The sequence below is a fragment of the Streptomyces guryensis genome (assembly GCF_021261325.1).
Lineage (GTDB): Bacteria > Actinomycetota > Actinomycetes > Streptomycetales > Streptomycetaceae > Streptomyces > Streptomyces guryensis.
Genome location: NZ_JAJSBI010000025.1, coordinates 45,533 through 70,074, shown reverse-complemented (window position 1 = coordinate 70,074; position 24,542 = coordinate 45,533). Strand labels below are relative to the sequence as shown.

The 24,542-nt window shown below is 72.0% G+C and carries 23 protein-coding genes and 1 riboswitch; of the genes, 13 read left to right on the top strand and 10 right to left on the bottom strand.

The annotated features are described in order from the left end of the window. Position 1: 1 nt before the first annotated feature. Genes cobO through LJ657_RS36475 form a run of 5 tightly spaced genes read right to left on the bottom strand, consistent with a single transcriptional unit; the run spans position 2 to position 8,841 of the window. On the bottom strand, positions 2-601 hold the full coding sequence (cobO, locus tag LJ657_RS36495) for a cob(I)yrinic acid a,c-diamide adenosyltransferase (RefSeq protein WP_232653220.1): 600 nt from the start codon (positions 599-601) through the stop codon (positions 2-4). Continuing rightward, positions 601-2,595 carry a putative cobaltochelatase gene (locus tag LJ657_RS36490; protein WP_232653219.1) on the bottom strand — a complete coding sequence of 665 codons (1,995 nt, stop codon included), beginning with the start codon at positions 2,593-2,595 and terminating at the stop codon, positions 601-603. The genes cobO and LJ657_RS36490 overlap by 1 nt, the downstream gene beginning before the upstream one ends. After that, positions 2,592-6,245, bottom strand: a complete 3,654-nt coding sequence (gene cobN / locus LJ657_RS36485; protein WP_232653218.1) for a cobaltochelatase subunit CobN — start codon at positions 6,243-6,245, stop codon at positions 2,592-2,594. Before cobN ends, LJ657_RS36490 begins: the two co-directional genes overlap by 4 nt. Next, a complete protein-coding gene (locus LJ657_RS36480; protein ID WP_232653217.1) occupies positions 6,242-7,753 on the bottom strand; it encodes a cobyric acid synthase in 1,512 nt (503 codons plus the stop codon). The genes cobN and LJ657_RS36480 overlap by 4 nt, the downstream gene beginning before the upstream one ends. Then, a complete protein-coding gene (locus tag LJ657_RS36475) occupies positions 7,750-8,841 on the bottom strand; it encodes a cobalamin biosynthesis protein (RefSeq protein WP_232653216.1) in 1,092 nt (363 codons plus the stop codon). Before LJ657_RS36475 ends, LJ657_RS36480 begins: the two co-directional genes overlap by 4 nt. Before the next feature lie 101 nt (positions 8,842-8,942). Further along, positions 8,943-9,081, bottom strand: a riboswitch (cobalamin riboswitch). A 40-nt stretch (positions 9,082-9,121) separates the two neighbouring features. Between LJ657_RS36475 and LJ657_RS49165 the strand changes: the two genes are divergently transcribed. Further along, complete coding sequence (locus tag LJ657_RS49165; RefSeq protein ID WP_372488021.1) at positions 9,122-9,550, top strand: DUF397 domain-containing protein; 429 nt, start codon at positions 9,122-9,124, stop codon at positions 9,548-9,550. Between the two features lie 546 nt (positions 9,551-10,096). Here LJ657_RS49165 and LJ657_RS36470 read toward each other — a convergent pair. From LJ657_RS36470 to LJ657_RS36460, 3 genes are all read right to left on the bottom strand, one after another. Next, complete coding sequence (locus tag LJ657_RS36470; protein WP_232653215.1) at positions 10,097-10,324, bottom strand: hypothetical protein; 228 nt, start codon at positions 10,322-10,324, stop codon at positions 10,097-10,099. A 34-nt stretch (positions 10,325-10,358) separates the two neighbouring features. Next, positions 10,359-11,609, bottom strand: a complete 1,251-nt coding sequence (locus LJ657_RS36465) for an inorganic phosphate transporter (RefSeq protein ID WP_232653214.1) — start codon at positions 11,607-11,609, stop codon at positions 10,359-10,361. Between the two features lie 152 nt (positions 11,610-11,761). After that, a complete protein-coding gene (locus LJ657_RS36460) occupies positions 11,762-12,511 on the bottom strand; it encodes a lysozyme (protein WP_232653213.1) in 750 nt (249 codons plus the stop codon). 195 nt (positions 12,512-12,706) lie between these two features. Between LJ657_RS36460 and LJ657_RS36455 the strand changes: the two genes are divergently transcribed. From LJ657_RS36455 to LJ657_RS36425, 7 genes are all read left to right on the top strand, one after another. Beyond that, complete coding sequence (locus LJ657_RS36455; protein WP_232653212.1) at positions 12,707-13,438, top strand: class II aldolase/adducin family protein; 732 nt, start codon at positions 12,707-12,709, stop codon at positions 13,436-13,438. A gap of 111 nt (positions 13,439-13,549) precedes the next feature. Continuing rightward, positions 13,550-14,668 carry an alpha/beta hydrolase family protein gene (locus LJ657_RS36450; protein ID WP_232653211.1) on the top strand — a complete coding sequence of 373 codons (1,119 nt, stop codon included), beginning with the start codon at positions 13,550-13,552 and terminating at the stop codon, positions 14,666-14,668. A gap of 179 nt (positions 14,669-14,847) precedes the next feature. Continuing rightward, complete coding sequence (locus tag LJ657_RS36445) at positions 14,848-16,248, top strand: hypothetical protein (RefSeq protein ID WP_232653210.1); 1,401 nt, start codon at positions 14,848-14,850, stop codon at positions 16,246-16,248. A 341-nt stretch (positions 16,249-16,589) separates the two neighbouring features. Beyond that, the gene (locus LJ657_RS36440; protein ID WP_232653209.1) at positions 16,590-17,255 is read left to right on the top strand and encodes a hypothetical protein; all 666 of its coding nucleotides are present in this window, start codon (positions 16,590-16,592) and stop codon (positions 17,253-17,255) included. A 90-nt stretch (positions 17,256-17,345) separates the two neighbouring features. Then, positions 17,346-18,944, top strand: a complete 1,599-nt coding sequence (locus tag LJ657_RS36435) for an ABC-F family ATP-binding cassette domain-containing protein (protein WP_232653208.1) — start codon at positions 17,346-17,348, stop codon at positions 18,942-18,944. A gap of 394 nt (positions 18,945-19,338) precedes the next feature. Then, positions 19,339-19,560 (top strand): helix-turn-helix domain-containing protein, encoded by a 222-nt coding sequence (locus LJ657_RS36430; protein WP_004002281.1) that lies wholly within the window; start codon positions 19,339-19,341, stop codon positions 19,558-19,560. A 129-nt stretch (positions 19,561-19,689) separates the two neighbouring features. Beyond that, complete coding sequence (locus LJ657_RS36425) at positions 19,690-20,493, top strand: enoyl-CoA hydratase/isomerase family protein (protein ID WP_232653207.1); 804 nt, start codon at positions 19,690-19,692, stop codon at positions 20,491-20,493. A gap of 102 nt (positions 20,494-20,595) precedes the next feature. On the opposite strand, the gene LJ657_RS36420 is transcribed toward LJ657_RS36425, so the two are convergent. After that, entirely contained in the window at positions 20,596-21,309 is a 714-nt protein-coding gene (locus tag LJ657_RS36420; RefSeq protein ID WP_232653206.1) for a nucleopolyhedrovirus P10 family protein, read from the bottom strand. Between the two features lie 86 nt (positions 21,310-21,395). On the opposite strand from LJ657_RS36420, the gene LJ657_RS36415 reads away from it, so the two are divergent. From LJ657_RS36415 to amaP, 5 genes are all read left to right on the top strand, one after another. Continuing rightward, positions 21,396-21,893, top strand: coding sequence for an Asp23/Gls24 family envelope stress response protein (locus LJ657_RS36415; protein ID WP_232653205.1), 498 nt, complete (start codon positions 21,396-21,398; stop codon positions 21,891-21,893). 65 nt (positions 21,894-21,958) lie between these two features. After that, on the top strand, positions 21,959-22,144 hold the full coding sequence (locus tag LJ657_RS36410; RefSeq protein ID WP_232653204.1) for a hypothetical protein: 186 nt from the start codon (positions 21,959-21,961) through the stop codon (positions 22,142-22,144). 5 nt (positions 22,145-22,149) lie between these two features. After that, complete coding sequence (locus LJ657_RS36405) at positions 22,150-22,533, top strand: Asp23/Gls24 family envelope stress response protein (RefSeq protein WP_232653203.1); 384 nt, start codon at positions 22,150-22,152, stop codon at positions 22,531-22,533. Then, complete coding sequence (locus LJ657_RS36400; protein WP_232653202.1) at positions 22,530-23,180, top strand: DUF6286 domain-containing protein; 651 nt, start codon at positions 22,530-22,532, stop codon at positions 23,178-23,180. The genes LJ657_RS36405 and LJ657_RS36400 overlap by 4 nt, the downstream gene beginning before the upstream one ends. 5 nt (positions 23,181-23,185) lie before the next feature. Further along, entirely contained in the window at positions 23,186-23,764 is a 579-nt protein-coding gene (gene amaP, locus LJ657_RS36395; protein ID WP_232653201.1) for an alkaline shock response membrane anchor protein AmaP, read from the top strand. Between the two features lie 19 nt (positions 23,765-23,783). Here the strand turns inward: amaP and LJ657_RS36390 are convergent, their stop codons facing one another. Then, the gene (locus LJ657_RS36390) at positions 23,784-24,539 is read right to left on the bottom strand and encodes an SDR family oxidoreductase (protein ID WP_232653200.1); all 756 of its coding nucleotides are present in this window, start codon (positions 24,537-24,539) and stop codon (positions 23,784-23,786) included. Between the last annotated feature and the right edge of the window lie 3 nt (positions 24,540-24,542).

Below are 24,542 nucleotides of genomic sequence, written 5' to 3'. Positions count from 1 at the left end.
ATCACCACTCGATGCCCCTCTGCCCCTTCTGCCCCGCGTCCATCGGATGCTTGACCTTGGACATGTCGGTCACGAGATCGGCGAAGTCGACGAGCTTCTCGGGCGCGTTCCGCCCGGTGATCACGACATGCTGGGTCCCGGGCCGGTTCCGCAGCACGTCGACGACCTCGTCGGTGTCCACCCACCCCCAGTGCATCGGGTACGCGAACTCGTCGAGCACGTACAGCTGGTACGTCTCGGCCGCGAGGTCCCGCTTGACCTGCTCCCAGCCCTCCCGGGCCTTCTCCTCGTTGTCCATCTGCTGATCCCGCTGCACCCAGGACCAGCCCTCGCCCATCTTGTGCCAGTCGACGGTCCCGCCCTCGCCACAGGCGCCGAGCACCCGCAGCGCGTTCTCCTCGCCGACCTTCCACTTCGCCGACTTGACGAACTGGAACACCCCGATGGGCCACCCCTGGTTCCAGGCCCGCAGCGCCAGCCCGAAGGCGGCGGTGGACTTGCCCTTCCCGATACCGGTGTGCACGACGACCAGTGGACGGTTACGGCGCTGACGGGTGGTCAGACCGTCGTCCGGTACGACACTCGGCTGCCCCTGCGGCATTACGCGGCCCTCCTGTTGCCCTGAACTTCCCTGACCAGCCCGGCGATCGAGTCCGCCCGCAACTCGTCGAGCGTCACCGCCGTCCCTGCGAGCTCACCCGCGAGCTGTCCGGCGAGCCCCAGCCGCACCGGCCCCGACTCGCAGTCGACGACCACGGAGGCGACCCCCTCGGCCGCGAACAGCCGGGCGGCCCGCCCGGCGAGCGCCACGGGCTCCGGACCACCGGTGGCCCGTCCGTCTGTCACCACCACGAGCAGCGCCCGCCGCGCGGGATCCCGCAGCCGCTCGACCCGCAGCACGTCGTGCGCCTTCAGCAGCCCCGCCGCGAGCGGCGTCCGCCCACCCGTCGGCAGCGACTCCAGCCGTACGGCCGCGGCGTCCACGGACGAGGTCGGCGGCAGCGCGACATCCGCGGCAGACCCCCGGAACGTCACCAGCCCCACCTTGTCCCGCCGCTGGTACGCGTCCAGCAGCAGCGACAGCACGGCCCCCTTGACGGCGCTCATCCGCTGCCGGGCCGCCATCGACCCCGAGGCGTCCACCACGAACAGCACGAGGTTCCCCTCGCGCCCCTCCCGGGCCGCCTGCCGCAGATCGTCCCGCCGCACGACCAGCCCGGGCCCCGACCGCCCCCGCGCCCTCTGATGCGGCGCAGCGGCCTGCACGGTCGCCGCCAGGTGCAGCTTGGTGAGCGCGCCCCGGGGCCGCCTGGCCCCCGTGGTCCGCCCATGCTCGGTCCGCGCCCGCGAACGGCGCCCCGCGGCGCCCTCACCGATCCCGGGCACGCTCAGCACCTTCGTACGGAAAGGCTCCGAGGCTCGTACGGCGGACTGCTCGGCGGCACCCGAGGCCTGCGGCTGCCCGCCCTCCCCGGCCTCGGGCCGCGCCTCGGTGTCACCGCCCTGCGGACCGTCCGGCTCGGAGGGCGGCTGCCCGCCACCGCCCGGTCCACCGCCGTCGGGATCCGGGTCGGGATCGTCGTCGCCGGAGAACTCCTCCAGCGTCTCGTCGAGCTTGTCCTCGTCGAGCCCCGGTGCGTCGAAGGGGTTACGGCGCCTGCGGTGCGGCAGCGCGAGCAGCGCCGCCTGCCGCACGTCCTCGGCGAGCACGTCCGTCCGCCCGGCCCAGGCCGCGAGCGCGGTGGCCGTACGCGCCATCACGATGTCGGCCCGCATGCCGTCCACCTCGAAGGCGGCGCAGGTCGCCGCGATCTGCCGCAGCGGCCCGTCGCCGAGCCGCACCGACGGCAACAACTCCCGTGCCGCGACGATCCGTTGACGTACCGCCGCTTCTTCGGCCGCCCAACGGGCGGCGAAACCGGCCGGGTCGTCGTCGTAGGCGAGCCGCCGCCGTACGACCTCCACCCGCTGGTCCGGCTCCCGCGAGGCCGCGACCTCGACGGTCAGCCCGAACCGGTCGAGCAACTGCGGCCGCAGCTCACCCTCTTCGGGGTTCATCGTGCCGACGAGCAGGAAACGCGCGGCATGGCGTACGGAGACGCCCTCGCGCTCGACGTACGACGCCCCCATCGCGGCCGCGTCCAGCAGCAGGTCGACGAGATGGTCATGAAGAAGGTTGACCTCGTCGACGTAGAGGATCCCGCGGTGTGCGTCGGCGAGCAGGCCGGGCTCGAAGGCCTTGACGCCCTCGGCGAGCGCCCGCTCGATGTCGAGCGCGCCGACGAGGCGGTCCTCGGACGCACCCACCGGCAGCTCGACCATCCGCGCGGGCCGTTGTGCACCGGGCCCGGCCTCGTGCGGTCCGTCCGGGCAGGACGGGTCCGGCGCCGCGGGGTCGCAGGAGAAACGGCACCCGGGGACGACGGCCACCTCCGGCAGCAGCGCCGAGAGCGCCCGCACGGCCGTCGACTTGGCGGTGCCCTTCTCGCCGCGCACCAGCACACCGCCGACCGCCGGGGACACGGCGTTCAGCAGCAGCGCGAGCCGCAGGTCGTCCTGGCCGACGACGGCCGTAAAGGGGAAGGGGGTGGTCACTGGTCGCCCTCCAAGTCGCCTTCCAGCTCCAGGTACGTGGCGCGCAGCCGCTCCAGCGTCTCCGCGTCCGGCTCGGCCCACAGTCCGCGGTCGGCGGCCTCCAGCAGCCGCTCGGTGATCCCGCGCAGCGCCCACGGGTTGGACTGCTTCATGAACTCCCGGTTCTCCGGGGCGAAGACGTACTCGGCGCTGAGCTTCTCGTACATCCAGTCGTCCACGACGCCGGCCGTGGCGTCGTAGCCGAAGAGGTAGTCGACGGTCGCCGCCATCTCGAAGGCGCCCTTGTAGCCGTGCCGCCGCATGGCGGCCATCCAGCGCGGGTTGACGACACGCGCGCGGAAGACGCGGTGCGTCTCCTCGCCGAGCGTTCGCGTCTTCACCTGGTCGGGGGTGGCGGAGTCGCCGACGTACGCCTCGGGGCTCTCGCCCGTCAGGTGCCGCACCATGGCGACCATGCCGCCGTGGTACTGGAAGTAGTCGTCGGCGTCGACGAGGTCGTGCTCGCGGGTGTCGACGTTCTTCGCGGCCACGGCGATCCGCTTGAACGCGGTCTCCATGTCCCCGCGCGCGGCCCGTCCGTCGAGCCCGCGCCCGTAGGCGTAACCGCCCCAGACGGCGTACACCTCGGCGAGGTCGGCGTCGGAGCGCCAGTTCCGGGCGTCGATCAGCGGCAGCAGACCGGCGCCGTACGCGCCCGGCTTGGAGCCGAAGATCCGGGAGGTCGCGCGCCGCCGGTCGCCGTGCTGTGCCGTGTCCTCGTCGGCGTGAGCGCGCACGAAGTTCTGCTCGGCGGGCTCGGCCAGTTCGGCGACCCTGCGGACGGCGTCGTCGATCAGCCCGACGACGTGCGGGAACGCGTCCCGGAAGAACCCGGAGATACGGACGGTGACGTCGATGCGTGGCCGGCCCAGCTCGTCGAGAGGGACCACCTCGAAGCCCGTCACCCGGCGCGAGGCGTCGTCCCACACCGGCCGGCAGCCCAGCAGCGCCAGGATCTCGGCGATGTCGTCGCCCTGGGTGCGCATCGCGGACGTGCCCCAGACCGTCAGACCGACGGACTTCGGGTACTCGCCGGTGTCCTGCAGATACCGCTGCACCAGGGAGTCCGCAAGGGACTGCCCGACCTCCCAGCTCAGCCTGGACGGAATGGCCTTGGGGTCGACCGAGTAGAAGTTGCGGCCGGTCGGAAGGACGTTCACCAGACCGCGGGTGGGGGAGCCGGACGGACCGGCCGGGACGTAACCGCCGTTCAGCGCCTTGAGGATGTGGCCGATCTCGTCCGTCGTACGGGCCAGCCGGGGCACCACCTCGGTGCAGGCGAACTCCAACACCGCGACGGCGTCCGGGAGTTCGGTGCCGAGCACGCCACGTACCAGAGCCGGAGCGATCGTGACGTCCCAGTCCCGCGCCTCCATGCCCTCCGCCATCCGCCGGCACAACTGCTCCAGCAGGTCGATGGCGTCGGCGGCGGTACGCGAGGGGCCCTCGACGAGATCGCTCAGCTCGACCGGAACCTTCACGGGCGCACCCGGCTCGGCCAGCAACTCCTTCTCGCTGAGGCCGAAATGGGCCGCGAGGGAAGCCCGGAGCCCCGGCAGCGCGTTCGCCTGCCCGCCCCAGACCTGCGAGGCGCGCAGCACGGCGAGCACGAGGTTCACGCGCGGCTCGCCGACCGGCCCGCCGCCCAGGATGTGCAGACCGTCGCGGATCTGCACGTCCTTGATCTCGCACAGATAGCCGTCGATATGCATGACGAACGAGTCGAAGTCGTCCTCGTCCGGCTGCTCGTCCACATGCAGGTCGTGGTGGAGCTCGGCCGCCTTGACCAGCGTCCAGATCTGGGCCCGTACGGCAGGCGCCTTGGTCGGGTCCAGGTCGGAGACGAGCGCGTACTCGTCGAGCAGCTGCTCCAGCTTGGCCAGGTCGCCGTAGGTGTCGGCGCGGGCCATCGGCGGTACGAGGTGGTCGACGACCGTGGCGTGCCCGCGCCGCTTGGCCTGGGTGCCCTCGCCGGGGTCGTTGACGATGAAGGGGTAGATCAGCGGCAGTTCGCCGAGCACGGCGTCCGGCGCGCATCCGCCGCCGAGCCCGAGTCCCTTGCCGGGCAGCCACTCCATCGTGCCGTGCTTGCCCATGTGGACGATCGCGTCGGCGCCGAAAGTGTTGTCGAGCCACCGGTAGGCCGCCATGTAGTGGTGCGAGGGCGGCATGTCGGGGTCGTGGTAGATCGCGATGGGATTCTCGCCGAAGCCGCGCGGCGGCTGGATCATCACGACGACGTTCCCGAACTGGAGGGAGGCGAGAACGATGTCCTCCCCGTCGACGTACAGGTTGCCCGGCGGCTCCCCCCACGCCTCCAGCATCGCGTCCCTGAGCTCCGGGTCGAGCTTGTCGAACCACGCCCGGTAGTCGGCGAGGGGCACGCGCGCGGGCGCGGCGGCCAGCTGCTCCTCGGTCAGCCACTCCACGTCGTGACCGCCGGCCGCGATGAGCCGGTGGATCAGCTCGTCGCCGCCCGCGGGGTATTCGGTGAGCGAGTACCCGGCGCTCTTCAGCGCGTCCAGGACCCGCACCGCCGACGCGGGCGTGTCGAGGCCGACCGCGTTGCCCACCCGGGAGTGCTTGGTCGGGTAGGCGGTGAAGACGAGCGCCAGCTTCTTGTCCGCGTTCGCCTTGTGCTTCAGCAGCGCGTGCCGTACGGCGATTCCGGCCACCCGGGCAGCCCGCTCCGGGTCGGCGACGTACACGGGCACGTCGTCGGGGCCCTGCTCCTTGAAGGAGAACGGGACGGTGATGAGCCGCCCGTCGAACTCGGGGATCGCGACCTGCATCGCCGCGTCCATGGGGGACAGCGCGGCGTCCGACTCGGCCCAGGCCTCACGGGACGACGTCAGGCAGAGGCCCTGAAGGACAGGCACGTCCAGGTCGGCGAGCGCGCCGATGTCCCACGCCTCCTCGTCACCACCGGCCGACGCCTGTGAGGCGTGGGTGCCGCCGGCGGCGAGGACGGTGGCGACCAGGGCGTCGGTCCGGCCGAGGATCTCGTACAGCCCGGCGTCCGCGCCGCGCAGCGAACCGCAGTACACGGCAAGGGCGTTGGAGCCCTTGGCCTCGATCGCGTCGCACAGGGTGTCCACGAAGGCCGTGTTGCCGCTCAGCTCGTGGGCCCGGTAGAAGAGCACACCGACGGTCGGTCGGCCGTCCACGAACGGGCGCTCGCCGTGCACCCCGTACTCGGGCATCTTCTGCGGCTCGACGAAGCCCTCGCCGGTCAGCAGCACGGTGTCGGACAGGAACCGGGCGAGCTCGGTGAGGTTGGCGGGCCCGCCCTCGACGAGGTACCTGAGCGCCTCCGCCACGACACCGGCGGGCACGGACGACTCGGCCATCAGCTCCGCGTCGGGGACGGCCTCCCCGCCGAGCAGCACGGTCGGGATCCCGGACGCCCTGAGCGCGGCGAGCCCGTCCTCCCAGGCCCGTTTTCCGCCCAGCAGCCGTACGACGGCGAGGTCGGCGCCGTCGAGGAGGGCGGGCAGCTCCTCGGTCACATCCACCCGGGTGGGATTGCCGATCCGGTAGCCGGCACCGGACGCGGCCCGGGCCGCCAACAGATCCGTGTCGGCGGTCGACAACAACAACACTGTGCTCATGCGGGCGCTCCCGGTGGAATGAAAGGCAGTCCTTGCGGCGCGCCCGACTCGATGAGCCGCCACAGCGCGTCCGTGTCCGCGTGTTGTTCGATCAGGTCGCCGAGCCGGTCGAGCTGCTCCTCGCGCAGCGCGGCGAAGGAGGTGTCGGGCGCCGGCACGAAACGACGGCCCGCGGCGGCCGCCACCTCGCGCAGAAAGGCCCGCCGGAAGCCGTCCGACTCCAGCGAACCGTGCCAGTGCGTGCCCCAGGTCTGCCCGACCCGGCAACCGTCCAGGAAGGCATCCCCGGCGGTTATCGAGGCGACCCCGTGATGGATCTCGTACCCCTCGACGTGCTCGCCGAGGGCTTCCCCCACCGGTCGGGTGAGGGTCTTCTCACGGGCGAACCGCACCCGCACGGGCAGCACTCCGAGCGCGTCCACATGCCCGCGCCGGCTCTCGACCTCGTCCTCGATGTGCTCGCCGAGGACCTGGAAGCCGCCGCAGATGCCGAGGACGGGCCGTTGCTCGGCGGCCCTGCGGACAAGGGCGTCCGCAAGTCCTCTCTCCCGCAGCCATTCCAGGGCCTTCACCGTCCCCCGGGTCCCCGGAACGACGACGAGGTCGGCGTCGGCGAGCTCCTCCGGCCGGTCCACGAACCGCACCACCACACCCGGTTCGGCGGCCAGCGCGTCCACGTCGGTGAAGTTGGACATGAGCGGGATCGCGCAGACGGCGACCCGCAGCACGTCCTCGCCTACGGGCGGCGCGACGTTCGACTCCCGGACCGTCCCCCGCAGCGAGACCCGCAGCCCGTCCTCCTCGTCGATGCCGAGGCCGTGTTGGAAGGGGAGCACGCCGTACGTCCGCCGCCCGGTGAGCCCGTGCAGCATGTCCAGCCCGGGCTCCAGGAGGCTGACGTCCCCGCGGAACTTGTTGACGAGGAATCCGGCGACGAGCTCCTGGTCCTCGGACGAGAGCAGGGCGACGGTCCCGAAGAAGGAGGCGAAGACCCCGCCACGGTCGATGTCACCGACCACGACCACGGGAAGCCGTGCGTTGCGGGCGATCCCCATGTTCACGATGTCGGTCCGGCGCAGGTTGATCTCGGCGGGAGAACCCGCACCCTCACAGATCACGGCGTCATACGTGCCCCGCAACTCGGCGAGACAGTCGAGCACCGTCCCCAGAAGTTGCTGCTGGCGTCCACCGTGATAGCCCCGCGCACTCAGCTCGCCGACGGGCTTGCCCATCAGCACGACCTGACTGCTCTGCTCGCCACCGGGCTTGAGCAGCACGGGGTTCATCAGCGCGGTCGGCTCGACCCGGCAGGCCTGCGCCTGCATGGCCTGCGCCCGCCCGATCTCGGCGCCCTCACGCGTCACGAACGAGTTGAGGGACATGTTCTGCGCCTTGAACGGCGCGACCTTGACCCCCTGCCGCACCAGCCAACGACAGATCCCGGCGGTGACAACACTCTTACCGGCGTCGGAGGTGGTACCGGCGACGAGAAGCCCCCCGCCGCTCATGACACCCACCCCGGCCGCTCGCCGGCCGACCGCTGTGCGGCACCGCTCCGCGACCGCTGTGGGCAGTCGTTCCGCAGGGCGATGGGGGTCCCCCCGCTCGAGCGAAGCCGAGAGTGGGGGAGGGTGGGCACGGCCCCCACCGCCGGGCGCCGCGCGACCCGGCCTCGCAACACCGACCCAGCCGCACTCACCCCCAACGCCAGCCACCCCACCCGCCGCGACAACCGCACGGCCCGCTCGATGTCCCCGACCTCCACGGCCCGCCCCTCCCCGTTCAGCACAGGCCGATGCTCGACCCGCCCCCCGTACGACAACGTCCCGCCCAGCCGCACCCCCAGCGCTCCCGCGAACGACGCCTCCACGGGCCCGGCGTTGGGGCTCGGGTGCTTCCCGGCGTCGGCACGCCAGGCGCGCACGGCCCCGCGGGGGTCGCCCCCTGCGACGGTCGCGAGCGCAGCGGTCAGACGCGCCCCCGGCCACCCCGCCACGTCGTCCAGCCGAGCCGAAGCCCACCCGTACCGCCGGTACTTGACCGACTTGTGCCCGACCATGGCGTCGAGGGTGTTGACGGCCCGGAATCCGAGCAGCCCCGGCACCCCGCCGACGGCCCCCCAGACCAGCGCCCCCACCACGGCGTCGGACGTGTTCTCGGCGACGGACTCCACCACGGCCCGCGCCATCCCGTCGGCGTCCAGGGCCTGCGGATCCCGCCCGCACAGATGCGGCAGCCTGGCCCGGGCGCCCTCAATGTCCCCGGCCTCCAGCGCACGCCCGATGACACGGGCCTCCCGCGCGAGCGAAGTCCCCCCGACGACGGCCCAGGTGGCGGCGGCGGTCAGCGCGAGGGACGCGGTACGGGAGGGGCGTACGGCCTTCTGCGCCACGGCACCGAGCGCGATGGCGCTCCCGGCGCACGCGGCGGTGTGCAGCGCGCCCCACCCGCGGTGGTCCCGCCACAACACCCGTTCCACGGCCCCCGCGGCCCGTCCGAACACGGCGACCGGATGCCCGTGGCGCGGATCGCCGAGCAGGAGGTCACCGAGGAGGCCGGCGGCGGCGCCGTACGCGAAGACGCGATCGGCACGCATCGGCTCAGCCGGCCGTGGGGTCGGGCAGAACCGGGGCGTTGAAGTTCAACAGGCAGCCGCACATGGCGATATGTCCTCACTCAGGGTGTCCGCGCCCTGGTTCGACGAGACCGACGGTGAGAGTTCCTGGCTCCCGGGGCTTACTACCCCGGTGACAGTGGCGGGACCGCGCCGGACTTTCACCGGCTTCCTCTCTTGCCGCCGTACATGGCCTCGGCAGTCCACCACGGCCTGGAAGGGCAGTCAACTTGCTGTTGACCTGGGACGGAGGAGTGTGCTGATGCCCACACGAGGGCCGGTTGGCGCTCTGGTCGACCGAATCCGGCATCTCCAGACTGAAAAGGAGAATTCGGGGAGCGGCAGGGTGAGCGGTGCGGGGCGTTTGCGTCCCGTTCCTCGGGGGGCCTGCGCGGTCGAGGGCGGCGACGCTACGGTTTTCGGGCGCGATGGACACCTCCGGGGCATCAGCCCTCGACTCTGGGAGGTCTGCGTGGTCGACGGGGGCCCGTCCGCAAGTGCGTGGCGCATCAGCAGCCATTCGTTGAACGGGGACACCTGCGTGGCGGTCGCCGCCGTCGCGGAGGGGGTGCTGGTCCGCGGCACGAAGCAGTCGGCAGGAGAGGCACGCGTCCATCTCGCGCGCAGGCCGTGGCAGTTGTTCCTCACAGGGCTGAGATCCCAGGGGTTGGGCAACGAAATGTGGACGTGACCGGCCTGGGAGGGGGAGCTCGATGGGGACTGGCGCCGACAGTGGTGGGCGGGGGGTGCGGCACACCGATGGCGTTGTTCTCGCGGGCTTCTGCGTGGTGTGCGGTCCGGTGGCGAGCGTTGCAGGGGCGGCGAGTTCACTCCTGGCCGACGGCACCCGGGACAAGCTGATCGTCTGGGGGCTCGTGGCGGTGGCGGTGGCCCTGGCGGGGGGAGCGTGGTGGGGCTACGGCCCGGAGGCGGTACGTCGCGTCGTGAGGCTCGGCCTCACTCGTCACTGCCACCGCGGGGGCCGCGGAGAAAGCGGCCGAGAGCGACGCCGACCGCGGTGAGCGCGGTCGAGGCGGCGACACCAAAGGCGATCCACACGGGCTTCGCTGTACGCAATCAGACATGTGTCGGAAAGCCAGTTCTGACCGAACTCGCGGTCCGACACGTGTCGATCCGGTGTCGTCTGATCGGGCATGCAGAAAAGCGGGGCGGGAAAGCACGCCCGGTGCTTTCCCGCCCCGCGTCAGGTCGTGGGTCCGGCGGTTCGCCCGCCGCCTCAGGCCTTGGTCATGATCAGACTGATTCCGTACGCCACCGCCGCCGCGCAGGCCGCGAAGCAGACATACGCGCCGGTGACCGCGAGGGTCGCCGAGTTGCCCTGCGCCACGGCCCGCTCGCGGCGCGACAGGCCCATGATGCCGAGGGTGAACAGGGCCACGAGGCCCACCGTGACCGCGAGGCTGACGCCGAAGACGGAGCCCAGGGCCGCCCAGTCGATCTTCATGCTGCTTCTCTTCCTTCGTGCCGGGTGGGCGGGCTCAGACGGCCGCGGCCGGCGGGGTCGCCGGGTCGGGGACGGCGACCGTGGTGGCCGGGGCGGGGATCGTGGCCGTCAGGTCGTCGGTCACCGTGCCCGCCGGGGGCGGGGTCACGGCGGCGATCGCCGTGGTCACCACGCCGGGCGGCTCCTCGCTCTCGTTGACGTTCGACGCGTCGACGACCTCGCGCCGGGAGATCTTCCAGATGGCCGCGCTGGAGGCGATCAGGAAGACGGCGACGACGGCGGTGCCCCAGTCACCGAGATCCGTCACGGACTCCGCGCCCGCACCGACCAGGGCCGCCGCCGGCAGCGTCAGACACCAGGCCACGAGCATGCGGGTCGCCGTCGACCAGCGGACCACGCCCCCCTTGCGGCCGAGGCCCGCGCCCATCACCGAACCGGAGACGACATGGGTGGTGGAGAGGGAGAAGCCGAGGTGCGAGGAGGCGAGGATGGCCGTGGCCGCGCTGGTCTGGGCGGCGAAGCCCTGCTGCGGCTGGAGTTCGGTCAGGCCCTTGCCCATCGTGCGGATGATGCGCCAGCCTCCGATGTAGGTGCCGAGCGCGATCGCCAGGCCCGCGGAGAGGATGACCCAAGTGGGCGGGTCGGAGTTGGGGGCGACGGCGCCGCCGGCGACCAGGGCGAGGGTGATGATGCCCATCGTCTTCTGCGCGTCGTTGGTGCCGTGGGCCAGCGAGACCAGGCCCGCGGAGGCGATCTGGCCGGCACGGTAGCCCTTCTCGGCGGCCTTGCCGTCGGCCTTCTTGCCGAGGGTGTACGACAGCCGCGTCGCGAGCAGCGCCGCCACGCCCGCGACGATCGGGGCGGCCAGCGCCGGGATGAGCACCTTGGTGACGAGCACGTCGCCGTGCACCGCGCCCATGCCGGCCGAGGCGATGGTGGCGCCGATCAGGCCGCCCATCAGGGCGTGGGAGGAGCTGGAGGGAAGTCCGACGAGCCAGGTCAGCAGGTTCCAGAGGATCGCGCCGACCAGCGCCGCGAAGATGACCTCGGGACGTATGCCGGTCTCGTCGACGAGACCCTTGGAGATCGTGTTGGCGACCTCCACGGAGAGGAAGGCACCCGCAAGGTTCAGCACGGCGGACATGGCCACCGCGACCTTGGGCTTGAGCGCGCCGGTCGAGATGGTGGTGGCCATCGCGTTGGCGGTGTCGTGGAAACCGTTCGTGAAATCAAACGCGAGTGCGGTTACTACCACAATCGCGAGGATCAGCGAGAAGTTTTCCATTTACCCAGGCAATCGTTCGAAGTCAACGGTCGGTTGACCGTAGGCAACCTGAGTGAACGGAAGATGAACTGGGGTGGGCTGCACGGTGTCCGGATGAGGGGGTCGCCGCTCCGCCCGGTCCCGGCGGCACCCTGGTCCCTCGGCACCCCCGGCTAGTAGCCCCGGGCGAACCTCCTCAGCTGGATCTGTGACCCGTTGAAGAGATTCTGGTCACCCGGCAGGCCGCCCCTGTTGCCGTACTGCCAGAAGGTCCAGAACGACCAGCCGGCCGGCAGTGATCCGCTGTCCGCGTTGTCGTGACGGGCTATCCACAGCGCGTGGTTCGAGGCGAAGGCGCGGCTGCCGCCGGTGCATGCGTTCCACCAGTGGGTGGTCGTGTAGATCACCGGATGGCGGCCGGTGAGCCGCTTCACCTCGCCGCTGAACGACTTGATCCAGCCGACCATGCTCGCCTTGCTCATGCCGTAGCACCTGTGCTTGGCGTCGTACGGGTTGTATTCGATGTCGAGCGCGGGCGGCAGCGTCCAGCCGTCCGGGTTCCACCTGCCGCCGTGGTTCACGAAGTACGCCGCCTGCGTCCTGCCCGGCGACTTGTCCGGCAGCGCGAAGTGGTACGCCCCGTGGATGATGCCGGCGCTGCGGGCGCCGTTGTACTGCTGGCTGAAGTACGGGTTGCGGTAGTCCGTGGACTCGGTCGCCTTGACGTAGACGAACCGGGCGCCCCTGGCCTTCGCGCTCGACCAGTTGACGTTCTTCTGGTGCGAGGAGACGTCGTGCCCCTGCGGCAGGCTCGCCGCCGAGGCCGGAAGCTCGGCGAGAGCCGCCCCAGTGACGGTGAGCGCCGCCACGAAGACCGCGATGGCGCGGGTGCGGCGGCGCAAGGGTGTGCGATCACGGGCCAAGTTTCCCCCCGGAATGGCGACGTGCACGACAAAACAACGGGAGATTACTGGAAGATCGGCGAATGCTCGGCGATCTCAGGCCAAGCGCGGAGAGAGACGGATATGTACTGATAAGGGATCTTTCGGAGGCTCGGCTTCCGCCTTAAAGTGCCCCGCCCGGCGGCGGGTTGCGGATGTGCCTGGCAGGATCGCGGCATGGCTGAGCAGCGGCGGGACCAGCGGGGCGAACGGGATGCACGGGAAGGTGCACGGTCCGTGCCGGAGGAGTGGGGGAAGGGTGTGGGACCCGAGGTGGCGCATGCCTGGGGAGCCCTCGTCGCCACCGCCCGTCGCACGGTCGCAGACGGCCTCGTCGTCGGCACCTCCGGGAACGTCTCGGTGCGGGTCGGGGACACCGTGCTGGTCACGCCCTCGGGCGTGCCCTACGACCGGCTCGCGCCCGAGGACGTGACCGGCGTCGACCTCGACGGCAGGCAGGTGCACGGCGCGCTCGTCCCGACGAGCGAACTTCCCATGCACCTCACGGTCTACCGCACGACCGACGCCCGCGCCGTCGTCCACACCCACGCCGTGCACGCGACGGCCGTCTCGACGCTCGTCCCGGAACTCCCGGCGATCCACTACATGGCCGGCGCCCTCGGCGGTCCCGTCCGAGTTGCCCCCTATGCGACATACGGCAGCGACGAGTTGGCCGAGAACATGCTCCACGCCCTCGCCGACCGCACCGCCTGCCTCCTGCAGAACCACGGCACGATGGCCTACGGCACCACCCTCGACCAGGCCTACGACCGCACGGCGCAACTGGAGTGGATGTGCCGCCTGTGGCTGACGGCCTCGTCGGTGCCCGGCATGTCACCGACGCTGCTCTCCCGGGAGCAGCTGGCGGAGGCAGGAGAGAAACTGCGGGGCTACGGGCAACGGCGGTGAGGCCCGGCACACCACAGTCGGGGTGAGCGGAGCACCCCCCGGCCGCAACCCGCATCATCCCGCTCCGTCCGCCCGCTGGCCGGTGGCGGGGTACGCCAGGACACTGGACAGGTGCGCACAGTCAAAGCGACGGCCGCAGCCGTCACCGTAGCCCTGGCGGCCGGCGCGGCAAGCGTGGCCGCCGGCCGGTTCGCGAGCGACGCGGCGCTCAAGGCGCCGCCGGGCCGGCCACTGCCCACCGAACCCCGTCTCACCGTGCACGCCACGGCCGCCGGCCAGATCGCGCTCACCCGCGACCTCGCCGCCCTGCGCCCCGGCACATACGGCCTCGCCGGCAACGGCACCCACGCCGTCGTCGGCCCCGTCCTCGACACGGCAACGCACTCCGCCGACTCGGTCGTCCGCCGCCTGGAACGGGTCACCCACGGCACCCTGGAGCCCGGCGACAACGTGTGGCTGACCCCGAACGTGCACACCGGCGACCCGGGCACCGCACTCGGCCTGCGTCACACGGACGTCACCATCCCCGGCGAACTCGGCTCACTGCCCGCCTGGTTCGTGCCCGGACTGCGGGACACCTGGGTGATCACCGTGCACGGCCTGGGCGCCACCCGAGAACACCCCATGAACATCATGGAGTTCCTGCACAGCCAGCGCTTCCCGGTGCTCGACCTCGCCTACCGCGGCGACCCCGGCGCACCCCGACCGCCGGACGGGCTCAATCACCTCGGCGAGACGGAGTGGCGCGACCTGGACGCCGCGATCCGCCACGCCGTCAGCCACGGCGCCGAACAGGTCGTCCTGCACGGCTGGTCCACCGGCGCCACCATGGCGCTGCGCGCCGCAGTTCACTCAGGGCTGCGCGAGCGCATCTCAGGACTGGTCCTGGACTCCCCGGTGCTCAGCTGGGCCACGACGCTGCGCGCCCTCGCCGCCGCCCGCCGCACACCGGGCGCACTGCTGCCGCTCGCCGTCCGGGCCGCCCAGGGACGCACCGGCATGGAGCGCGAGCGCACCGCCGACGCCGCGCAGCTCACCGTGCCGACGCTGATCTTCCACGGCCCGGAGGACATCCTGGCCCCCTGGGAGTACTCCCGCCGTCTCGCGCACGCCCGCCCCAACCTGATCGCTCTGCGCACGGTCCCGAACGCTCCGCACTCGGCGATGTGGAACGCCGACCCGAAGGCCTACGAGGAGGCGTTGCGCCGCTTCCTCACCCCCCTCATGTGACCCCCTCGCCGGCTTCGGCCGCAGCGGAGCTGAACAGTCGGCACCATTCCGTTTAAGGCCGAACCACTGGCCTGTTCCCGTCCCCGAGCCGCTCGCCGGACCCCGTGCGTTGGCCAGTCCCGTCGCCCGCCGTGACATTCCGTTTGGGTTTTCGGACCGTCAACCGGAAGACTGCACCCGTGACGTCCCGTATCCCGCGCGACTCCAGGCTTCGACTCGTCGGCCCGCGATCCCTGTCCGCCGCCCCCAGAGCCGTGAACCAGCGCCGCCCGCGCCGCTCCGCACCCCGCCCCCCGGAGGGCACACCGGCACCCGCGGAGCTGGCCAGAATGGCTCGCTCCCAACTGGCCGCCGCCGCCCGTGTCGCCCGCTGGGCCGACGCCGCGCTCGGCCCGGGGAGCGACGGGGCGACCGCCGACGGCAAGGCCACCCTCGCCGACGCGACCGCCGAACGAGCCGCCCGCGACCTCGGCCTGACCGTGGCTCAGGTCCGCGCCGACTGGGACACCGCCCGCCTCGCCGGCCTCGTCGAGGTGCACGGCGACAGCGCCCGCCCCGGCTGGCGGCTGCGCGCCTGGAACCGGGACGACAGCGCCGTCCTGCGCGGCTGGGTCGCCCTCTTCGACGCCTGGTCCCTCGCCCACGCGGAACCCGCGGACCACGAGCCCGCCACCGTCGCCGAGGTCGTCTCGGCCATGCCCCAGGTGCTCTCCTTCCTCCAGCTGTCCGCCGGATCCGTCCCGGTCGACCAGCTCCTCGACCTCCTGGAGCAGCGGGTCACCGAACTGCGCACCGAGCGCTGCGAGATCCCCTACGGTCCGCAGCCGGAGCCCACCGAGCAGCCGCAGGCCCTCGACGCCCCGCTCGCCCCCCTCCTCGACTGGGCCCTGCACGCCCTCGCCTCCGTCGGCGCCCTCACCTGCGGCGGCGGACAGGCCACCCTCACCCCGCTCGGCAACTGGGCCGTCTGGGTCAAGCTGGAGCAGATCTGCGTCGCCGCGCAGAGCCCCGCCGGGAACATCGAGGTCGCCGCCGACGAGATGCTCCGCGGCTGCGCCCAGCTGCGCCCCAACGCCGCCCGCGCCGAGTACCGTGCCTGGCTCGCCGCCCGGCCTGTCGGCAGCGCCGTCACCGAACTCATCGCCGCCGCCCGCGGCGACGACGCCCTGCTGCGCGGCCTCGCCTTCGAGGCGCTGCGCGTGGTCGGCGCCCCCGCCGAGCCGGACGTCAGCGCCGTCGCCGACGAGCCGACCCTGCGGCCCTACGCCCTGCTGTGGCTGGCCGAGCACGACGGCGTCGACCCCGAGGACGCCCACGAGGTCCTCACCCGCGAAGAGGCCACCTGGCTGTGGGTCGACACCGCCGCCGCGGTCGCCGACCACGGCGAGGCCCCGATGCTCGTACGCCACCTGGAGTCGGCCGTGCAGCCGACCGTCCCGATGCTCCTGGACGAGGTACGCGCCGTCGGCCACCCCCGCACCGTCCAGGTCCTCGTGGCCCTCGCCGCGGCCCACCCGGACCCCGCCCTGGCGAAGGCGGTCCGCCGGGCTGCCTTCCAGGTACACACGGGCGGCAGCTGACCACGGGGCGAAATCCTCGACGTTCCGGTAGCGGCTTTCTGACCGGACGGTCCGGCGGCGGCTCTCAGACCGCCGGTCGGTCAGCGCTTTCAGGTCGGCGGTCGGGCGGCGGCTTTCAGGTCGGCGGAAGGGCAGCGGCTTTTCAGGGGCGCGGGGAACTGCGCGCCCAGCCACGACGGCGCCGCAGCCAATCGACGGCATCACGTACGTCCCGCGGAGCGACCCGCAGGGCCGAACGGGGGACACGCCCCGCTGGCCCACCGCCGTATCCCCCGCACCCGCCCGCGCACGCGACTACGCTCTGCGCCGAACCCGATACAAAGGCCGCTGAAGGGGGCAAGGTGGTCGTTCTGCCGGTCGAGGCGACGGAGCCGAACCCCGCCGCCCCAGAGCGCCCCGGGCGCCCGGCCCTCCGCCGCCGACTGCCGGCCGCCCTCGCCCTCCTCGTGGCCGCGCCCGTCCTGGCGGCCGTCCATGCGGCCCGTCCCACCCCGTACGGGGACCACTTCACCGCCGACGCCCACTACGCCCGCGAGGGCCACCATCCCCTCGCCGTGCTCCCGGCGCGCGGGAACGCCGTCACGCTCTGGGACGACGGGCTGGTGACAGCGCACGAGGGCACCTCCGTCCGCTGGCACCGCGCCCTGCCCGCGGCCGACGCCTGGCTGCCCGCCCAGGGCGGCACCGGAGTGCTGCGCCCACTGGGCCGCGGGATCCTCGCCGTCGTCACCCCGCCCCGCATCGCCGGCTACCGGATCGCCGACGGCAACCTGCGCTGGGTGCTGCCCGCGCGCGATGGATGCGCCTTCGCGCCCGAGCGTGCCGTACGTCACGCCGGAGCGCTGATCGTCGCCCAGCCCTGCCCGGCGGCGGCGTGGACGTCCCAGCTCATCGCCGTCGACGACCTGGGACGGATCACCCCGCACCGCACCCCTCTCGGCAACGACGTCCCCGGCAGGCGGCCCGAACACCCGAGCACAGAAAAAGTGCTTGCACGGCCCCGTTAGACTTGGCCCATGGCCATTCTCCTCGCGCATTAGACGGCGGGAACGCCTCAGCCGCCCACCCGTCAACCCTTTCTGCCCTGGAGTCTGTCCGTGATCTCCGCCTCCGGTATCGAGCTGCGCGCCGGTGCCCGCGTCCTCATCGAGTCCGCCTCCTTCCGTATCGCCAAGGGGGACCGCATCGGCCTGGTCGGCCGCAACGGCGCCGGCAAGACCACCCTCACCAAGGTCCTGGCAGGCGAGGGCATCCCGGCCGGCGGCACGGTCACCCGCTCCGGCGAGGTCGGCTACCTCCCGCAGGACCCCCGCACCGGCGACCTCGACATCCTCGCCCGTGACCGCGTCCTCTCGGCGCGCGGTCTCGACGTACTGATCCGCAAGATGCGCGACAACGAACAGCGCATCGCCAACGGGCAGGGCGCGACCCGCGAGAAGGCGCTGAAGCAGTACGAGCGCCAGGAGACGGAGTTCCTCACCAAGGGCGGGTACGCCGCCGAGGCCGAGGCCGCCACCATCGCCGCCGCGCTCAACCTGCCCGACCGGGTGCTCGGCCAGCCGCTGCACACGCTCTCCGGCGGTCAGCGCCGCCGTATCGAGCTCGCCCGCATCCTGTTCTCCGACGCGGACACGCTGCTGCTCGACGAGCCCACCAACCACCTCGACGCGGACTCGATCATCTGGCTGCGGGACTACCTGAAGACGTACCGCGGCGGCTTCATCGTGATCTCCCACGACGTCGACCTGGTCGAGACGGTCGTCAACAAGGTGTTCTACCTGGATGCCAACCGCGCCCAGATCGACATCTACAACATGGGCTGGAAGCTCTACCAGCAGCAGCGCGAGGCCGACGAGAAGCGCCGCAAGCGCGAGCGGGCCAACGCCGAGAAGAAGGCCGCCGCCCTGCATACGCAGGCCGACAAGATGCGCGCCAAGGCCACCAAGACGGTCGCCGCGCAGAACATGGCCCGGCGTGCGGACAAGCTGCTCTCCGGCCTGGAGGCGGTCCGCCAGAGCGACAAGGTCGCCAAGCTGCGCTTCCCGGAGCCCGCGCCGTGCGGCAAGACGCCGCTCACCGCTGAGGGACTGTCGAAGTCGTACGGCTCGCTGGAGATCTTCACCGACGTCGACCTGGCGATCGACAAGGGCTCCCGCGTCGTCATCCTCGGCCTCAACGGCGCCGGCAAGACGACCCTGCTCCGCCTCCTCGGCGGCGTCGAGAAGCCCGACACCGGCGAGGTCATCGAGGGCCACGGCCTCAAGCTCGGCTACTACGCGCAGGAGCACGAGACCCTCGACCCGGAGCGCACGGTCCTGGAGAACATGCGCTCCTCCGCACCCGACCTGGACCTCGTGGAGGTCCGCAAGACGCTCGGCTCGTTCCTGTTCTCCGGCGACGACGTCGACAAGCCGGCCGGCGTGCTGTCCGGCGGCGAGAAGACCCGTCTGGCCCTGGCGACCCTGGTCGTCTCCTCGGCCAACGTCCTGCTGCTCGACGAGCCGACCAACAACCTCGACCCCGCCAGCCGTGAGGAGATCCTCGGCGCCCTGCGCACCTACAAGGGCGCGGTCGTCCTGGTCACCCACGACGAGGGCGCCGTCGAGGCGCTGCAGCCCGAGCGGATCATCCTGCTGCCGGACGGCGTCGAGGACCTGTGGGGCGCCGACTACGCGGACCTCGTCGCCCTCGCCTGAGAGTCATGAAGAGCCGTTGAGGACCGTCGGGAGCCGGCCGACCCGTCAGCACAGCTTGATCGAAGGCGTGATCCACGGCGTATGGATCATTCGGCCGATCCGTGATCCATCATCTGTGTGAGATCTCCTCGTACCGAGGTGTGTCCTACATCCATTTCGCGGCCGAGCCCTTTATCGACAAGGGCTCGGCCGTCGTACGTCTCTGACCTGGCGTTTCGCAAAAGAACCCGTTCGGCGGTACGAACGCGAGCGGGGGGAATTACAGATTCCGCTTGTGGGGATGCGCTCCTGTCGTCAAAACCCTGTCTCACGGACCTTGCCGAATGGGTGGCCATGAAAGCCCGGAGGGGTGATCATGAGGGGACCAGAGCGCACTTCCCATGAGGAGGCACGGGTGGCCGAGACTCTGAAGAAGGGCAGCCGGGTAACCGGCGCCGCGCGCGACAAGCTCGCGGCAGACCTGAAGAAGAAGTACGACTCCGGTGCGAGCATTCGGGCACTGGCCGAGGAAACCGGCCGCTCGTATGGCTTCGTGCACCGGATGCTCAGTGAGTCGGGCGTCACGCTGCGTGGGCGTGGCGGGGCGACGCGGGGCAAGAAGGCCGCCTCGTCCTGATCCCGGGCGGCCCATCGGCTTCGATGGTGGCCACCCGGTCGGTCGGCAGATCGGCCGGGTGGTTACTGTGCAGTCACTTAGCTTTGCGCTTTAGCTTGCTCTGCTGACCGCACTCATCGGAGGCACTCCATGGCTTCGCCTGCCCAGGACCTCGGTCCGGTACTCGACAAGGACGGCGTACGGCTCACCGTCGACGACGCGATCGCCACGGTGACGCTGACCAACCCGGCCAAGCGCAACGCGCAGAGCCCCGCCATGTGGCGTGCGCTCGCCGAGGCCGGGCGGGTCCTGCCGGGGTCCGTCCGTGTCGTCGTGCTGCGCGCCGAGGGGCAGTCCTTCTCGGCCGGGCTCGACCGGCAGATGTTCACGCCCGAGGGAATCGAGGGCGAGCCGACGTTCATCGACCTTGCGCGCAGCAGCGACGGTGAACTCGACGCGAGCATCGCCGAGTTCCAGGCCGGCTTCACCTGGTGGCGACGGAGCGACCTCGTGTCCATCGCCGCCGTCCAGGGCCATGCCATCGGCGCGGGTTTCCAGCTCGCGCTCGCCTGTGATCTGCGCGTCGTCGCCGACGACGTGCAGTTCGCCATGCGCGAGACCAGCCTCGGGCTGGTGCCGGACCTGACGGGGACGCATCCGCTGGTGGGGCTGGTCGGCTACGCCCGCGCGCTGGAGATCTGCGTCACCGGTCGCTTTGTGTCGGCCGAGGAGGCTGTCAGCACGGGCCTCGCCAGCATTGCGGTGCCGGGCGATCAGCTCGACGGTGCGGTGCGGGATCTGGCTTCGGCGATCCTGGCTGCGCCGCGGGACGCTGTGATCGAGACCAAGGCGCTGATTCGGGGGGCGCACGGTCGTTCCTACGACGATCAGCGTGCCGCTGAGCGGGCTGCGCAGGCGCGGCGGCTGCGGGATCTTGCCGGTCTCGGCGAATGAGCCTCCGGCGGTGCTGCGTCTTTGGTCTGCGGCGCCGTCGTGGCTGGTCGCGCCCCGCGGCGGAGCCGCTGATATCACAGCCCCGCGCCCCTTTGGGGCGCGTCAGCTGACCCTTGTGACCAGTACCGCCACCGTCGGGTGATCCGGTAGCACCCCGGCGACGGCGGCACGGACCTCGCGGGCCACGTCCACGGCCCGGTGGTTTGCGCTCACCGCGAGCTCGACGCGCACGTGGCGGCGCGGGAGGCTGCCCTCCTCCTGGAGCTCAGTGATGTGTACCGCCGCCCGGCCCAGGCCCCCCGTCAGGTGGGCGACCCCCGGGACCATCAGGGCGGCGGTCGCCACGCGCAGCTCGTCCGCGTCCTCGGGTTCCGCGGCGCGTGGCGGCTCCGGCGCCCGTACGGGGGCGGGGTCCGGTGCCTCGTCCAGCAAAGCCGTGACCCGGAGGTCCACCTCGGCCAGCGCCAGGCCGAGCAGTTCTGTCGCCGCGGCCGCCAGCGTCGTACGTACAAGGGCGGCCGTGGTGGGCAGTGGCTCGGACGCCGTCGCGGCGAGGTCCGCCGTCACGCGCAGTGGTCCGGGCGGCAGGGCGCTCGGCGGCGGCGGTACGGCGGGGTCGTGAGCGGTGTCCGGGTCGGCGAGCGCGATGCGGAGCGCGTCCAGCCGTACCCCGCGCAGCGCCTCGGCCGCGCGCCGGAGTACTGCCTCGGCCGCCTCCTCCGAGATCCACGCGCCGTCGCGCGGTCCGCCCAGGGGCAGGAATCTGCCCAGGCTCAGCTGATGCCGTACCGCGTGCGCCCACCGTTCCGCTGTCATTCCTCCAGCCTGCCGCATCCCCGGCGCGCGGTGACGGAACCCCGCTTACCGTGGTCGTAGGACGTCGAACCGGAAGGGACGCGGCGATGACCGACATGACGGAGCAGAACCGGACGCAGGCTCCCGGAGGAGCGAGCGAGGTGACGGACCCCCCGACGATGCGCAAGGCGCAGCCGACGCGGCGCGGCGGCGGAGACCCCGCCACCCGGGGGCGGACGACCATCGCCGACGGGGTCGTGGAGAAGATCGCCGGGCTGGCCGCGCGGGACGTGGTCGGCGTGCACGCCCTGGGCAGCGGGCTCAGCCGTACCTTCGGGGCCGTGCGCGACCGGGTACCGGGTGGCACGAAGTCCGTGACACGGGGTGTGAAGGTCGAGGTCGGCGAGGTGCAGACGGCGCTGGACCTGGAGATCGTCGTCGAATACGGCGTCTCGATCTCCGACGTCGCCCACGCCGTGCGCGAGAACGTCATCGCGGCGGTGGAGCGGATGGCGGGCCTCGAAGTCGTCGAGGTCAACATCGCGGTGAGTGATGTGAAGCTGCCGGAGGAAGAGGACGAGGAGCCGGAGCAGCGGCTCCAGTGACCGGCCGGCGACCGGACACACCGCACCACCGGACCGGACAACCGCACCACTGAGGGGAGCGCACGATGAGCAGGGCCGTGGTCGGCATGATCGCCGGAATGGCGCTGGGCTTCGCCGGATACTTCGGCGGCTTCGGCGCCTTCGTGCTGGTGGCCGCCCTGGGCGCCATCGGTTTCGTCGTCGGCCGGTTCCTGGAGGGGGATCTGGAGATCGGCGAGCTCTTCCGTACGCGTGACGACCGCCGGCGGTGAGCCAGGTGAGCCAGGTGAGCGACGGTGTCGGTGAGCTGCGCAGACCCACGGACACCGTCGCACCGGGGGAGCGCGGGGCCACCAGAGTCGCCGACCGGGTGGTCTCGAAGATCGCCGCCCAGGCGGCCCGGGAGACCCTCAGCGACCAGTCCGAGGACACCTCACCCCCGCGCGCCACCGTGGTCATCCACCACGGAGCCGCTCACATCCGCCTCCACGTCGAACTCGACTACCCGTGCGACATCGGCGTCCGCTGCGCGGATGTGCGTCGACATGTCGCTTCGCGGGTAGGCGCGTTGGTGAGCATGGAGGTGCCGGAGGTCGCCGTCCACGTGGAGCGGCTGCATCTGACCCCGGCGCACGGCGTGGCACAGGGGAGGACGCGATGAGCGAGCCCCAGGGCTCCGAGGGCACCACACAGCGGCTGCCGGTCATCGAGAAGGCACCCGCACAGGAACCGGCGTACGGGCCTCCGCCGTCCGGTCACGACGGCGATCAGGGCCGCTTCTGGTCGGCGCGCCGCATCCCCGCGGGCATCGTGGCGCTGCTGGTCCTGGCGGTCGCGGGCGTGTTCCTGTACGACATCGCGGCCGTACGGGCGCACCGGCCCGCGATGGCCTGGCGGCGCGAACTCGCCCGCGGGCTCGCCGAGCGCCACCTCGACGACACGTGGGTGCTCGTCGGTGCCGGGGGCGCCGCCGTCCTCGGCCTCTGGTTGCTCGTGCTGGCGGTCACCCCCGGCCTGCGCGGGATCCTGCCGATGCGGCGCACCCAGGCCGACGTGCGCGCCGGACTGCACCGCGAGGCGGCCGCCTTCGTGCTGCGCGACCGAGCCATGGAGGTCGCCGGCGTCCAGTCGGTACGGGTCCGGATGCGCCGCGCCCATGCCGACGTGTACGCCGTCTCGCACTTCCGCGAACTGGGCGACGTACGCGCCGACCTGAACGCCACGCTCGACGACGCGATCACAGGCCTGGGGCTCACCCATCCGCCCGCGCTGTCCGTGCACGTACGGCGGCCCGGACGGAAGGGGTGAGGGCGATGCTCAGGATCGTCAACCGCGTACTGATCGGGTTCGTCGGTCTCGTGCTGCTCCTGCTGGGCGGTTCCGTCCTGGCCGTCGGACTCGGCGCTCCGCCACCGTCCTGGTGGATCCACGACGGCCGGCACGACGTCCTGCTCAGCGACGCCGAACGCACCCGCTGGCAGGGCTCCGGCTGGTGGTGGCCGACCGTCATCGCCGCACTGGCCGTCCTGGTCCTGCTCGCCCTGTGGTGGCTGACCGCGGTCCTGCGCCGGCGCCGCCTCGCCGAGGTCCTGGTGGACACCGGCGACGGCGAGGGCGCGCTGCTGCGGGGCCGGGCCCTGGAAGGCGTACTCGCGAGCGAGGCGGGGGAGTTGGAGGGCGTGGCGCACGCCCACGCCCATCTGACCGGCCGCCGCACCGCCCCCGAGGCGCGCGTGCGACTCCACCTGGAACCGCATGTGGACCCGGCGACGGTCCTGCACGACCTCACGGCCCGGGCCCTGACGCACGCACGCAATTCCGCGGGTCTCGCCCGGTTTCCCGCCGAAGTGCGGATGAAGGGCGTCAGGCACCGTGCGGAAAGGGTGAGTTGACCCCCACCACAACCCGCAGTCAGAATCCGTGCCGCATGCCCCCGTCAACGGGCACCATGATCCCGGTCAGATACGACGCAGCCGGCGACAACAAGAAGGCAGCCGTACGGCCGAACTCCTCCGGCTTGCCGTAACGCCGCAGCGGAATACGGGACTCGTGGGCGGCACGTGTGGCCTCCGGATCCGCGGACAGTCCGTCCAGCTCGCGCACGCGGTCCGTGTCGATACGAGCGGGCAGCAGACCCACGACACGAATTCCGCGCGGGCCCAGCTCATCGGCGATCGACTTCGCGAAACCGGCCAGCCCGGGCCGCAGTCCGTTGGAAATCGTCAGCGCCGGAATGGGCTCGTACACCGACCCGGACAGCACGAGCCCGATGACACCTCCGGCGTCGAGCTCGGCGGCCGCCGCCCGCGCGAGCCGGACCGCCCCCAGGAACACCGATTCGAACGCCGCCTGCCACTGCTCGTCCGTGTTGTCCGCGACGAACCCGGGCGCCGGACCGCCGACGCTGACCAGGATGCCGTCGAAGCCGCCGAACCGTTCACGCGCCGCCGCGATCAGCCGCGCCGGTGCCTGCGGGTCGGCGTTGTCGACGGCCACCCCATGGGCCTGGGGCCCCAGCTCGGCCGCCGCGTCGGCGACCCGCTTCTCGTCCCGCCCCGTCACGACCACCTTCGCGCCGTCCGCGACGAGCTCACGCGCGGCGGCGTTGCCGAGGCCTCGCGTGGCCCCGGTGACGACGTACACCCGGTCCTTCAGTCCAAGATCCATGGC